The sequence below is a fragment of the Thalassorhabdomicrobium marinisediminis genome (assembly GCF_003072065.1).
Lineage (GTDB): Bacteria > Pseudomonadota > Alphaproteobacteria > Rhodobacterales > Rhodobacteraceae > Octadecabacter > Octadecabacter marinisediminis.
On sequence record NZ_QCYG01000003.1, the window covers coordinates 370,961 to 384,385 of the forward strand.

At 55.5% G+C, this 13,425-nt stretch carries 13 protein-coding genes and 2 pseudogenes; 4 read left to right on the forward strand and 11 right to left on the reverse strand.

Annotation, left to right across the window (positions count from 1 at the left end):
- Positions 1–118: 118 nt before the first annotated feature.
- Positions 119–532: a cytochrome c gene (locus DC363_RS06330; RefSeq protein ID WP_241962936.1), complete on the reverse strand. Its 414-nt coding sequence runs from the start codon at positions 530–532 to the stop codon at positions 119–121.
- Between the two features lie 333 nt (positions 533–865).
- Between DC363_RS06330 and DC363_RS17250 the strand changes: the two genes are divergently transcribed.
- Entirely contained in the window at positions 866–988 is a 123-nt protein-coding gene (locus DC363_RS17250; RefSeq protein ID WP_277871167.1) for a hypothetical protein, read from the forward strand.
- Positions 989–1,285: 297 nt separating this feature from the next.
- Positions 1,286–1,918, forward strand: coding sequence for a tyrosine-type recombinase/integrase (locus DC363_RS06335; protein ID WP_108640277.1), 633 nt, complete (start codon positions 1,286–1,288; stop codon positions 1,916–1,918).
- A 393-nt stretch (positions 1,919–2,311) separates the two neighbouring features.
- Here the strand turns inward: DC363_RS06335 and DC363_RS06340 are convergent, their stop codons facing one another.
- The 5 genes from DC363_RS06340 to DC363_RS06360 form a co-directional block, all read right to left on the reverse strand.
- Positions 2,312–2,863 (reverse strand): PIN domain-containing protein, encoded by a 552-nt coding sequence (locus DC363_RS06340; RefSeq protein ID WP_158270840.1) that lies wholly within the window; start codon positions 2,861–2,863, stop codon positions 2,312–2,314.
- A complete protein-coding gene (locus DC363_RS06345; protein ID WP_108640279.1) occupies positions 2,856–3,215 on the reverse strand; it encodes an STAS-like domain-containing protein in 360 nt (119 codons plus the stop codon). Before DC363_RS06345 ends, DC363_RS06340 begins: the two co-directional genes overlap by 8 nt.
- Positions 3,216–3,219: 4 nt before the next feature.
- Entirely contained in the window at positions 3,220–3,705 is a 486-nt protein-coding gene (locus DC363_RS06350; protein ID WP_146180751.1) for an ATP-binding protein, read from the reverse strand.
- Positions 3,706–3,866: 161 nt separating this feature from the next.
- A complete protein-coding gene (locus DC363_RS06355; RefSeq protein WP_108640281.1) occupies positions 3,867–4,094 on the reverse strand; it encodes a hypothetical protein in 228 nt (75 codons plus the stop codon).
- Positions 4,095–4,382: 288 nt separating this feature from the next.
- The gene (locus DC363_RS06360) at positions 4,383–7,139 is read right to left on the reverse strand and encodes a UvrD-helicase domain-containing protein (protein ID WP_108640282.1); all 2,757 of its coding nucleotides are present in this window, start codon (positions 7,137–7,139) and stop codon (positions 4,383–4,385) included.
- Positions 7,140–7,347: 208 nt separating this feature from the next.
- Here DC363_RS06360 and DC363_RS06365 point away from each other — a divergent pair.
- Positions 7,348–7,623, forward strand: a pseudogene (locus DC363_RS06365) (transposase); the annotation flags it as partial.
- Between the two features lie 216 nt (positions 7,624–7,839).
- Here DC363_RS06365 and DC363_RS06370 read toward each other — a convergent pair.
- The 5 genes and pseudogenes from DC363_RS06370 to DC363_RS06380 all read right to left on the reverse strand — a co-directional run bounded on the left by DC363_RS06370 (position 7,840) and on the right by DC363_RS06380 (position 12,768).
- Positions 7,840–11,175 (reverse strand): cation diffusion facilitator family transporter, encoded by a 3,336-nt coding sequence (locus tag DC363_RS06370; protein ID WP_277871168.1) that lies wholly within the window; start codon positions 11,173–11,175, stop codon positions 7,840–7,842.
- Positions 11,176–11,359: 184 nt separating this feature from the next.
- The gene (locus tag DC363_RS17255; RefSeq protein ID WP_277871170.1) at positions 11,360–11,773 is read right to left on the reverse strand and encodes an ankyrin repeat domain-containing protein; all 414 of its coding nucleotides are present in this window, start codon (positions 11,771–11,773) and stop codon (positions 11,360–11,362) included.
- A gap of 9 nt (positions 11,774–11,782) precedes the next feature.
- Positions 11,783–12,157, reverse strand: a pseudogene (locus tag DC363_RS17260) (TniB family NTP-binding protein); the annotation flags it as partial.
- An 18-nt stretch (positions 12,158–12,175) separates the two neighbouring features.
- Positions 12,176–12,304: a TniB family NTP-binding protein gene (locus tag DC363_RS17120; protein WP_241962937.1), complete on the reverse strand. Its 129-nt coding sequence runs from the start codon at positions 12,302–12,304 to the stop codon at positions 12,176–12,178.
- Between the two features lie 5 nt (positions 12,305–12,309).
- Complete coding sequence (locus tag DC363_RS06380) at positions 12,310–12,768, reverse strand: Mu transposase C-terminal domain-containing protein (RefSeq protein ID WP_241962938.1); 459 nt, start codon at positions 12,766–12,768, stop codon at positions 12,310–12,312.
- Positions 12,769–13,026: 258 nt separating this feature from the next.
- Between DC363_RS06380 and DC363_RS06385 the strand changes: the two genes are divergently transcribed.
- Positions 13,027–13,419: a TadE/TadG family type IV pilus assembly protein gene (locus DC363_RS06385; RefSeq protein ID WP_158270841.1), complete on the forward strand. Its 393-nt coding sequence runs from the start codon at positions 13,027–13,029 to the stop codon at positions 13,417–13,419.
- Positions 13,420–13,425 lie beyond the last annotated feature (6 nt).

Consider the following 13,425-nt stretch of genomic DNA (forward strand, 5'->3'; position numbering starts at 1 on the left):
AAGGATCCCGAGAGGTCCGCCGATGTCGCCGGTCATGCGTCGCTTCAGGGTTAGGTCAGATTTCGCCAGCAAGCTTTTCGCGCAGGTCGAGAAAACCTTGCTGAAAGTGGTTCTTTTATCAGCGCTGTACGCTTTCCAGATACGCCAGAAGTCCTGCCAAGACTCTTGGCGTCGGGGTCATCACACCATCCACCGCAATTGGCACAGTATCATTTGCCATAGCACCTCCGAATTGAGGCATCACCCGGGCGAGATGCCCTTGTTCAGGGTCACCATAAATATAGCTCAATGCACGGGCGCGGGGAAAAGAGCCTCCGTTTTCACGGGCCAACAACGTGAGATCCGTCGGTTTTGGATCGAGCCCTGCCGAGGAAGGACCGTCGCCACGGCCCGACATTCCATGGCAGGAAACACAGTTCTTCGCAAAAAACCTCGCGCCATCAGGTGCTTCGGGCATCGAAGGTACTGTGCAGGCGGCTAAACCAGCGCTGGTGATTGCGAATGTGAACAGCAATGATTTCGGGATGGGCATAGGAACTCCTTCAGTTCGTAGACACGGCTAAGCTTAGCACACCCTGTAGGAATAGGCGCAAGCCTCAGATGCTAAGAGTGAGTATATGCTGCCACTGGGAATAGCTTCGAGCTCGGCACGGTCACTAAGGGCTCGTTCCTGCCATTCGCTGCGGTCGCCCACCCAAACGGCGCTGAGGTTTGCAGGCCAACGTCGGCTTGGCGGACGTTGTTGCCAATCGTCGAAATCGGAAGTGCCATCTTCAGTGTTTTGTGATAGGTGTTACCCGCTATTTCTGTTGTTGCCGCCTGTGCAATGCAAAATAAGCGACAGGTCTTCATAAGAGGATTCCCCATGAAAAAGATCGATGTCGATACCGACCTAAAGCGTTCTAAATTCCTAATCCGTGCAATGGTATTGCAGGTCATTTTGGTGCTTGTGGCAATGTTCTGCTACTGGATCTATTTGAAATGGTGATTAGCCATGATCCAGCACAATGTGCTGGCCGGCAGGGGCTTATGGGTCTTTGGCGCACTAGGCAGTGACAGCCCAAGTGGGCTCGAAGCTGACCTTTGCTACGCAAGGCGTGAAGGTCGGCTTAGGGCCGGGGAGCGAGAGGCACGCCCATGCTGCGGCTGCAAAGCATATTACGTCCAGCGTAGTCAGTTTAAGGCTCAAAGCCGACCTCGGATGCGGCGCAGCATCATATGGTATGATGTCTTGTCAACGTCGGGTTGTCGATGTGGGAGGGCGTGGTGGATCGGAGGATCCATCATGGAAACATCAAACTTACCGGCCATCCGCGCCTTACGCCCAGCCTGGAACAAAGGCCGGATCGTCGGCCAGAAAAGGCCGCTCAAGCCCAAACACGTCTGGGCGATCAGGGTGCGGCTGGAATTGGCCGAGAACCACCGTGATCTGGCCCTCTTCAATCTTGCCATCGACAGCAAGCTGCGCGGCTGCGATCTGGTGAAAATGAGGGTGGTCGATGTTATGGCATCCGGCCAAATCAAGGAACGCGCGTCGGTTCTTCAGAGCAAGACCCAGAAACCTGTGCGCTTCGAAATCTCCGAAGGCACCCGTGCATCGCTGGCAAGATGGATGCGGGAGCCGCTGATGGTCGGATCCGAATACCTCTGGCCTGGGCGTTTTAACGAACGGCTTCACATCTCTACCCGCCAGTACGCGCGCATTGTGCGTGACTGGGTGACATCCATTGGTCTGGAGGCAAGCGCCTATGGCACGCACTCGATGCGGCGAACGAAAGTCACGCAGATTTACAAGAAAACAGGCAACCTAAGGGCGGTCCAACTGCTGTTGGGTCACACCAAGATGGACAGCACTGTCAGGTACCTCGGCGTCGAGCTTGAAGATGCGCTGGTGATCGCCGAAGCTATCGAAATCTAAACCGCTGGGCCGTCTCCACAGACGGCCCTTAGCTGCCGTTCGTCAGTCATTCGGTACGCTGCGTTGCGGCCCGTCTAAGCGGCCATTCGTGCCACTTGCAGCATTTTCGGAGACTGAAGGTCGGCAGTGCGGGACATTCCTGCCATTCGCCGCGGGCGCTTAGTTTGCGCTGCGGATGCGAAGTTCTTTAAGATGAAGGGCGGTTTGCGGACTTTGGCTGCGCCAGCAAACTAAATTGGGCAACTTGAAGAAAGCGGACACCCACAACTGTTAAGCTCGAACTAATACGAAATGCATTTCAGAACACCGGAAAGCGCTAAAATAAGATGGGGGTATTTGAGAGAAAAGATTGAAATAGTGGGTAGAGCCCTTTTAAGTGTTACCAGGAGTTTGTTATTTCGCAGGCACCTTGCGCAGAACCCTTTGATTTCCTGTGACAAACTTGATATCAGACGATTCAAAATCGCCATCATCAGATACCAGAATATACCCGCCGGACATGCACTCGCTAACGAGAGCCGCATCCGTTAAATCCAACTCTCCGCCGACAACTAAGCCCAGGTTCCCCTCTAAGCAATCTTGTTGCAAGTTAGATTGTTGATATGTGCAATCAGTCAAAATATCTAAGCAAATATCTCTGACCGCTGCTACTCGCGCCTTGAAGCTCTCGTCATTTTTCCGACGCGTCTTATAGCTTTGCCACTCTTTCTTTCCAAATAGAGACTCGTATTCTATTTTGCAAACGCGATTGAAAAACTCGGAAATTACCTGTTCATTTACGACTACCGTGTTGCCAGCTTTGAGTAAACTTGAATAGAAGTCACTATAAACTTGTTTTGCAGGCCGTGGATCATTGCCATAAATTGCAATCCAAATGTTTGTGTCGAACAAGACGAATTCGTTCTCGAAGCTGCATTCTTCATGCGCATTGATAACCTCACTCATCGGCGTCGCCTCTACCATCTTCAAACAGTTTTTCTATGGCAGGTGGGTCTGCAAAAAATACCTTGGCTCGTTCCACCACCATCTTCAGGCGCGCCAAATGCCAATCTTGATAGTCAACTGGTGGTGCGAGGTGCTTTCTGATTACGCCTTCTTCTAACTCACCATAAAGCTGACCGACGGCTGTGTTGAGGAATGCCGTTGTCATCCTTGTAACGCCAAAGAAAGAGATCTCCGCACGGTTTCCCTTTGTGATAATATCATAGATTACACGGTACACCTTCTGCCCGTCTGACGCTGCGACGCAGATGCCTCCGTCGACAATTGTGGATATTATAACTTTAGTGGTTTTCATTTGATCACCATATTTCGTGCGGATTGGTAGCTGACTTCATGTGGTAAGAGTTAGCATCCGACGTGTTAATTTCCAATGACACTACCGTACCAGGGTAAGGGTTTGCGATGCGTTGCTTTTTCATTTTTCTGTTTCGATATTCCCAATAGCCGTGATGTGAGCAAACAAGCAGGCATCCACCGTTCATGCCTATAAACTCTTTTAAGATTCCTAAGCCCAACCCGCCCGGGATATCTCCCTGCCGAGCGCTGTTGTTCATCTCCATAGCCCAGTCTATCGCGTCCTGCGGCGTCGCAAAATTTTTCCCGGCCGCTGATAGGGACCCGGGAATGCCTCTGCCACCATCAGATATAACGAAAGCTAACCTGTCCAAACGTGGAAAAAACTGGCCTCCCGCAAAGACTGAAATTGGAGAGTTGGCCCAGAGCGCACTGTTTGCGAACAACTCATCAATGCCTTCAAAAAACTTAGTAACTAGGCCGTCACTCATGCGAGGCATTTCCCGCCTCATTAACCGTTCTTTGCTAAATATTGAGAACTCGACGGCACTATTAGCGTCAAAGCTAGTCACTGGGATAGTTGTCCCATGTACGTCGGCTGCACCGCCGGAAAGCGTCTTATTTTTCTTTAGGATTGTCTGTATCCGGGGAATTATGTTGTAGAATAGAACTTCGTTTCCTGCCCCCGGGCTAGATTCACGATCGTCAGTAAGCTTGCACCTAATTGTGCGTCAATCCAACCTAACCTCTTACAGTCGATGCCAACTTTGGAGTTCTGTAACTGTGATAGTTCGCTATGGAGGCTTGATAGAGCCTCAAAGCCAAGCGCGTTGGCGCGGATTTCATAAGCGTCAAGGTCAATCATCACGCGTTCGTCCAAATTGGCTCTCCTGATTTCGGACAAGGATGCTAAGTTCTACGCGCATCATCAACCGTTGTCACTCGCCTAAGGCTCGAGATTTCTGCAAATGCATGAATGTCCGGTCTAGGGACGCAAGTTGGTAAGATTTTGTCTGTCACGAGTGTCTCCTTTGAGCCGGTTGGGTCGCCCGACACTGAGGGCAAAGCGGGCTTTCTCTGCGGCGACCATGAACGTCCCCAGGGCGCTGCCCGCGAACCTTCGTCGAAGGCCGCGCCAATAGCGGCTGGATAGCCCCCTTACAGCATGTCATGCACTTTTCTGCAGCTTGGCTTTGCCGTCGCAGTCTGGGAAGCGGACACAGCTAAGAAATGCTCCATAGCGGCCGCGCCGTTCTACAAGCCATCCTGCGTCGCAACTCGGACAAGTCGGCTGTGTCTCGCCGCAATCACCACAAACCAGGTCTCCACTGACCCGAGAACGGACCGGGAGGCCGACACCACAGGCCGGACAGGCGGGCATGCGACTGCCGCACAGCTTCACGTGCTCGCAGCGATACCAGTCGCGACCGTCCTTGCCGGGCATGTGAAGCAGACGTCCACCGCAACCCGGACAGGTGTGGGTGTGCTTCTGGGCCTCCAAGGGCACGACTACGCCGAATTCCGGTTCCTTCATTAGCTCCTCGACGAAGACGGAGGGGCGCGCCTCGGATGCAAGGATGGTCACGGTCCGACGGGCCCGGGTCACGGCGACATACATGACGCGCCGCTCTTCGGCATTCGGAAATGGCTCGGACTCGGGCGAGACCAGGCTGAGCAGAGGGTCGTCGACGATCATCGACGGGAAGCCCATCTTCGCGTTGTCGGCACCGAGGATGATCACGTGATCGGTCTCCAGGCCCTTCGAGGCATGGATGGTCTTGAAAGTGATCGTCGCCCCAGGGTTCTGGCGCTGAAGCCGCCCGACATCGGGCCTCAGGAAACGGTATCTTCCCAGGATCAGGATGGACGGTTTCTCGCCCCCCTTGCCTTCCGTGGCCGCAAGTGCAGCCACCGCGTCGTTCAAGGCCGTCTCCCCGGTGTCGCGGCGCGTCCAGGCGATACGGATTGAAGGCTCGTCCGTCTCCCCTGCCGGTATCACCGTCTTCGTGATCTGAGCGGGGTTGCGCAGAACGAAGCGACGGGCGGCCAGCGCAATCTTGTCGACGGATCGGAAGGTCCGGCCGAGGTCGACGGTCCGATGGACACCGCCGGCCCCTGCATAGGTGCCCCCGAACTCCGCGCCAAAGTTACGCATGATGTGGATGTCCGACCCGGCGAAGCGGTAGATCGATTGCCAGTCATCACCAACGGCAAACACCTTGGCATCGGAATGCTGGCGCTTGAGAGCCTGGATCAACTTCGCCCGCCCGGTCGAAATGTCCTGGAACTCGTCGACGAGGATGTGCCGAAACGGGCTCTGGTAGCGCCCGCTTTCGACGAAGGCAGTGGCGCGGTCCACCATGTCTTCGAAGTCGATCCGATCACCCAGGCGGGACTGATACTCTCGGAACACGGCCCCGAAGATCTTGAGGAAGGCCTCGGCCCGTTTGCCCATCTTCAGCGTCTGCGCCTTGTCGGAGCAGTCCTCGACCCGATAGCCGCCGTTCTTGAAATGACGCAGGAAGGTGCCCATCAGCGAGGTGAAGCTGTCTACCACACCGACCTCGGCCACACGATCATAGATCTCGATATCCGGGATCGGCCGCAGCGTGACGTAGGGCTCCAGCTTTTCGGCAAGCGCGTCGAGCAGCCGGCCCTCTTCACGCTCCCAGCTGTAGGTCTCGACCAGAACCGTCTCGTGCTCGGCATGGACCTGCCGCTTCCAGTCCATGCTTTCGAGGTATTCATCGCGATCGACGTAAGGCGCCGTGGTCAGTTCCTCCACGCCGTCCCGGCCGCGTTTCTTGCGCACGCCGAAATGCTCGATGTAGACGCCGCTCTCTGTCAGCCGGAAATCGGGCGTGTAGACGCGGCGACCCGTTTTCTGGAGCTTATGCTCGTAGCTCGGCTCGTATTCGTAGGCGATGCCGTTCCGGAAGAGCCAGTTGGCGATCAGAAGCTCTTCGAAGCTGTTCACCGTTTCGCCTTGCAGCGTCCGCAGGTTGCGGCTCTCGATCTGCGCATACCATTCGTGCTTCGTCTTGAAGTCCCATTCTGTCGGGAAGTCGTCAAAGAAACCGGCGAACCAACCGATCACGGTCTGCGCGATCTCGCTGGCGGTCGCCACGATGTGCCGCAGGATCTCCTTCATCAGGGACAAGAAGGCCTTGTCGTCTGTCGCGGTCGGCGCCAGGGGTGGCTTTTCGCCTTCTACCTCACCGATGATCTCGTAGGCCAATGCATGGAAGGTGCGGGCCGCCACGGGGACGCCACACCGCGCCTCGATCCGCTCCGACATCTCGGTCGCTGCGTCTTTCGCAAAGGCCAGCAGCAGGAGCTCGCTTGGCTTCCGTATCTCCGCCTTCACGAGGTATGCGGCCTTGGCGGTGACCACGCTTGTCTTGCCGGAGCCCGCCCCGGCCAGAACCAGCGTCGCATCTTCGTCGACGACCACCGACAGGCGCTGCTCCGGCGTCAGTGGCATAGTCTCGACCGTGTCGAAAAAATCCTTCCAGCGGAGGAGCTGACCCTCCACAAACATCTCGATAGATGAGTCACGGACGGCATTCGGATCGGATGCGAACGCAACGATCGGGGCAATTCGGGACATGACTTCGTCGCCAACGGCCTCCGCATTCAGCTTAGAAAGCACCCGGCGGGTCAGATCGGCAGCATCGCGCTCCAGCGGCGCGACGTGGCATGCTGCGGGATAAGCGTCCGGCACCTTGAGTGCATCGAGCGCGTGCAGGATCCGCAGAACCGCGGCCTCCTCCTTTTCCAACTCCGCCCGGTTAAAATCCGTCCAGGCGGCGGCAGCGGCATCTGCAAAGTTTCTTGCTGCAGACGCGTCCACCGCCGGCAAGGTCAGATTCCGGCCGCCCCCGAGATCGAGCGACAGAGACGAAGAGAGGAGGCCCTTCCTCATTGAAGGGCGCGTCGCGATTGAGTCAAACCCTATCCAGGGCGAACCCGCCCCACGCGCGGCAATGCCCCTGTCTTGCAGGGTCAGGGACCTTGGATGTCGGCCAAGAGGGTCAACCAAGAACCCCAGGAAGGATTTTGAGACGAGATTCATGTGCGCCGAAGTGTCAGTCATTTCCGAAGTGTAGCAAATATTGGAAAGCGGGGAACCTCATGGCCCAGAATATATTAGTGGAAAGCTGATGGAATGGGCCGAGAAACGCAATGTTCGACTGGAATACATCCAGCCGGGCAAGCCACAACAGAATGCCTACATCGAACGCTACAACCGCACCGTTCGCGGCGAATGGCTTGGGCAATACATCTTCGAAACCATCGAGGAGGCACAAGACCAAGCAATTGAATGGCTCTGGACTTACAACAACGAGCGACCCAACATGGGCATCGGCGGCATGACACCCGCCATGAAGCTGAAAACAGCCGCCTGAATTCTACGGCTGGACCCCATTAAAAATGGGGGGATTACCAACCTACCCGTGCTCATATGCGTGGTCTGATAGTTTCACTGATCATTGAAAACTTCACTCAAGGCAAAACTTCAATCGGAAATCGTGCGGCGTTCACGACAATCGTTGTCAACAAACACAGGCTTTATTCTGGGTCTAATGCAGAGGTTATCCATCTGATTTTGCAAGCGCAAATTATCAAAGCCTAGATTGCGCACTAATTTTCCGCTCTACGAGGTTCGAGATAAGCTTGGCGCTATCTTCGCTCAGATCCGGGCCTTCCTTCGTCGTCACAAGCTGGCCCGGAAACCATTGGTCATACCAGAGCCGCTTGCGTTCCCATCGTTCGACGTAATTGGCCTTATCAAGCATTCCAAGGTGTTCCCAGAAAGTTGTCTTCCCGCCCGACGTAATCGTGAAGTCTGGCAGGTGCATTGAACCGTCTTTTGCAACCAAAGGACTTTCATATGCAAAGCGAACATCCTTCTCATGTAGAAGATTAGCGATGATCACTTCTGACTTCGATCGCACCATATCACCGCTCAGGGCCTTGTGAATGCGCCCCTCTTCATACCATGATCGGTCCCGCAAGAGTGGGTCAGCCTTGTTTCGCTGAAATAGCCAAGATGAGATGCTCGGCACTTGGGCATTCTCTCTGCGGCGAGCTTTTAGTAGCGATGAGATATCGTCTTTTAGGAGCAGAGTGCAGTGTCCAGTAGCACGGGTTAGGGCAGTATAGACCAACTCCATGGCAAGCGGGCTTTCTGCCTGCGGCAGAACTATGATCGTCTCGTCAAACTCGCTGCCCTGAGCTTTGTGAACTGTAATCGCGTAACCCAACTCGAGGTTCTCGCTGGCACTTACCGTGCCCCACCGGCCGTCAGATCGTTGGATGTCTTTGCCGTATCCAACATCCAACCCTGGCTTGCGCGCAAATTCTACAGCAAATCGACTTAGTCGTTTACCCCGACCGCTCCTCATACGAGCAGCTAGACCCTTAGCATCCATCCCGGATGGCTTCACCATTCCGATTTCACCATTGAACACTTCGACATCTTGCACCTTACGCAGGTTCCAATCGTAAGCCGACAAAGGATTCGACCTCGTTCGGTTTCGGACCTGAATAACTTTATCACCTAAAGTCAGTCCATCGACGACACCTAGCCGTTCAATCGTGGATGCGTTTCTTCGACGCTGGCACGCTTGGTTGAGGTTCTCGACACCATGTGAGCCGCCTCGATGCGGCGTCAGAATTTGAAACGCGGCTGGCCCCTTCGAAAATGCATCCTTCCACAAAAGATATGGCTTCTCTTCGTCAACTTTCAATCCGGTCTTCAAGGCCATCCGTTGCTCCAGCCGGTTGATCAAAAGCGCGGGAAGCTCTTCAGGCTTGGACCAAAACTCTACTGCGAGGTCTGTATCGATTTCGCCCCCTGCATGTAATCGCTCAAGCATATCCTTCTGCGCCAATGTGGTCGCCCCGGTGTCGTCTGGACCATTCTGTTCAGTCGACATTTTGTGCCAGGCAGGATTTGCGCGGAACATACCAGCAACCTCAAGCACTGCCGTTCCACGCCCTTCAATCTGATTAAGTAACTGGCGAAGATTTTGTTGCAAACGACCAATTGCCTCGGGGCGCTCGCCTTCGAGCCAACGAATGACATCTGCGAAAACTCGACCCCTGCCGACAGGTGGGAGTTGGCCCTCGTCACCGACGAGCACGAGCCGTTGCACGGTATCCCAGTCAACCATTCGCGCGAAAGCCGCAGCAAGCTCCAAGTCAAGCATTGATGTCTCGTCAACAATAAGCGTTCCAACATCAAGCTTCTTTCCGCCTCGCCGATGGAAGGTCAGATTGTCTGCAAGCCACCCATTGGAAGCTAAAGCTGAATGAATGGTATCGACCTGCGCAGGAACCTTTGCTTCCCGTAGAAGTTCCCGCACCCGGTCACCTGCCTTTCCTGTTGGTGTCAGAATTCGGATAGAGGTGCCGTCGCCGTCCGTAGATTTGACCGCTCGCACAATTGCCTGGATTACGCTTGTTTTACCTGTTCCCGCTGTTCCCGCGAGTACAGAAAGGGGCTGCCTTAGTAGACGTGCAGCAATCTCTTCCTGCTCTTTTACAGCAGACCCATATTTTTCTGTTGCCTTGCGGGCGAGTGAACTGTCCTCACGGTAGAGCCAGCGGCGCCAAGTGTCCGAAGAGATCGCTCGTCGAAGCGTCATCTCTTCACGGTCGGCAAGGCCAGCGAGAGCTTTTTCGACCGCACGCTCATCTTGATAAACACTGCTCAGGTAGACGACGGTCTCATTCTCGTCAGCACGGAGGGTAAGTGCCTCATCGAGGTAATCCGCCCCCACATCAAAAAAATGCTCGTTCAACTGATGTCGTTTCCAGTCCGGAAGTCGAGCAAGCCGAAAATTTGCTCGCTTAACCAATTCGCTTACCGGAAGAAAGCTATGAACACCTTCACGAAGCAGGCAATCCACCATAAGGGCACGCAGCCGCCGTTCGTCATCAATCTCGAGCTCTTCTGCACCCCGAGGTCCAAGGTCAGGAGATGGCAGCATAGCACGGTCCACTGCGGACCAAGGGATGCGATCCGCTGGATCATCGCCAATGAAGGCTTCTGACAGGATATAAGGGTTCTCGATAATTTCGCCCACGTCGTGTGGAAGACCGTGATTGTTCCGGTGTAAGAGAATTTTCTCAATTGTTCCGGCGGGCAGAGAGAGCCGTGATAGGGCCCCCCTTGCTAAAACACGGATACCCTCGGGATGCCGTGCCCACCTATTCTGAAGGTTTCGAACTTTTCGATCCGATAGGAATTCCCCCATCCCAACCGGCTTCTCACGGTCCAGAAAAGAAAAAGCTGCCTTATGGGCGGCACTGACGCCCAAACGCAAAGCGATATTTTTCGTATCCGTGATAAGATCCGAGGCACCTACGATCATGAACCCTGCCGCAAGAAACGCGACAAGCGTGTCGACGCTGACCAAGCCGAATTGCTGCGCTGCAACAAGGGAGACGATGGCGCCGAGATTTGGAATCAGGTCGCCAAGATAGTGAAGACTGTCGGCGGCCACGATCCGATTGTCTGTGAGCCGAGCGACCCGCCGCTGGAAGAGCACAAGACCGAGTGTCAAGACAATGGAAAGACCCATGACGACAAGCCCCGCGCCTTCTGCATGAAGCGTTGGAGGAGCGCTACCCGCAATCCGATCGACAGCGGCAAATCCGATGCCCGCGCCTGCCACTGCGATCGCCACGGCCTGTGCCAATGCTGCGAGGTCCTCGGCCGAGCTATGCCCAAATGCATGATCGGCATCAGGGGGGCGTGCAGCGTAAAGAATGGCCATGAATGCCGTGGCGGAAACGAGAAGATCCAGTGCACTGTCTGCAGCAGAAGCGGCGATGGCGAGTGATCCGGTTGCTGCGAAAGCCCACAGTTTGGCAAGAACAAGAATACCTGCCACACCGACCGAGGCCATCCCCGCCCTCTTGTTGAGGCGTCGTCGTGCGACTTGATCCAATGAAGACTCCGTACTGGTGCTGGGCTGAAGTCCGGTCGGAAATCAGCCAGTACTGAATGATGCCAAGTCACATTATCGGCAATGGACTCATATTGTTCAACTCTTTGGTAAAAATGAAAAACCGGATTCGTTTTTTAGAGCTGGCCAGCGCTATCGGCATTGCACGGGAGGCTGTTCAATTCGATCACCCCTCTGCCGCCCGAATGATCCTCACGATCTCGCTATAGCCCCGCGCCTTGGCGTGTTGCAGGGGCGTGACGCCATCGCGGTCGGGGATTGTTAAGTCGGCTCCGGCGTCGGCCAGAGCACTCACGGTAGCTTGATAATCCGTCTCGCCATTGCCGAGGACCACGGCTTCCATCAGGGCAGTCCAGCCCAGATTGTTGACATGATCGAGCGGTGCGCCTCCGGCGATCAGGCGGCGAACGACCTCGTGGTGGCCCAGATGCGCGGCGGCGATCAGTGCTGTGCCGTCATAGACGCTGGTGATCAGGTCAGGCCGATTGCCGAGTTCCATCGCCAGCGACACCAATTCGGGATCGTCGGCGACAGCGGCGATGGTCAGCACGTCATAGATACAATTTTCCAGCGCATTCATGTCGGCCCCGAGGATCGGGATACGCAGCCCATTGCCCAAATGCCGGGTAAGCCCCAGACTCTCGCGCTGCCGTGCTGGCGGGCCGCGGAGCAGGTTGTGCAACTCGTTGAGGGTCAACAGCCGCACACCGCATGTCCCTATGATGTTGAATGTCACGGCGTTCCGCTGATCGGTCTTCTGGATATTCTCCAGAGACGATCCCAATGCGTCGAGCAACTGTGCGTAGAATCGGATCGCTGTCACTTCCGGCATCATCTGGACCGAGAGGACCGGGAGAATGTACCGGTCCATTTCTTCCGAACAACGCCGGGGGTGCTGGCGCTGGAATCTCTCGGCGAAAGTCGATCTACTATTGTTGCTCGACCCGACGATCAGAATGTTCTGCTGCTGAGCACGGCCGGGCTATGTCGCGCGTTTGAGAGCATCCTGTGCCAGAGAATAGCCGATCCAGCGGTCGGTCACGAGGTATTTGAGCCGCTTGGCAACTGACGTTTCCGCGATACGTTGGGCTTCGGGTCGAAGATGCCCCATGGTCGCTACCACTCTTCGATGTCCGCGAATGGTCGCGGCGGACCCTTGGAGTTGACTCGCGCGAGGGCGGCCGGGTCCGTCCCCGGCGATTTGGCCGCCGGTGAAGTCTGTCGATTCGGCGCCGGTCGCGAACGCCCGCGGTGGGCGCTTTGCGATCGCTGAGCGGCGGTGTGCTCGATTTTCTGCATTTCCTCGGAGACGAAATTGGCGCCCTCATCATCACGCACTGCATTGCATTCCTGCGCCCGCTTCCGCGCCGCCCAATGTTCCCGGAGCGTCGTCGACGGTCGCGAGAGCGTGCGATACGGCACTCTGAGCCAAGAGCCATCGAAAGGGTCGAGAACGTAAAGGCGCGAGAGATCGCGTGGATCGCGACGCAGGATCAAAAACCCCTCCCCTGTTCGGGCGTCGCGCGAGACTATCCACGGCTTCAGGGCGTTCGAGAAATAGCGGATGTGAACCACGGCTAATCCATCGCGCTGCAAGGTACGGCGCAGGACATGTTTGACGGGCTCACGAGGCTCGACGATCTGAACAGCACGGGGGCAAATCAGGGCTTCTCAATCTGGAATAATGGATCTTTTACAAAGCGAAACAAGTTGCCTCAAAATGGCCCCAGTCGACACAAAATACCACCACAATGAAAGATGATAAGCGTAGGTGCGATGGACTTGGCTCGGCACGAGAGAGAAACTATGCGACGGAATGGGGGGATTTACAAGGTGACACGAGCCTGGCGCGCCTTCAGGAAAGACGATGCAGGCAGTGCGACAATTGAGTCGGTGCTCTGGCTTCCGCTTTTTGTGATGTTTTTCGTGCTGATTGCAGACGTCTCGTTCGTTTTCCACCGGCAGACCCATATCTTGACTGTCCTTCAGGATGGCAACCGCGCCCTCTCTGTCGGCCGCCTCGCCTCGGTGGATGAGCTTAAAGACTTCGTGCGAGAGCGTATTTCCTACCTGAGCGACAACACCGCGATTGACAGTGTCATATCAAGCGGGGTTGTGACCACCCAGGTTCAAGTGCCCGTTCATGACCTTGTTGCGGTCGGAATGTTTGATTTTCTGGCCAACTACAACATCAATGTCGGCAGTCAACAATTCATTGAGTATTGAAGGGTC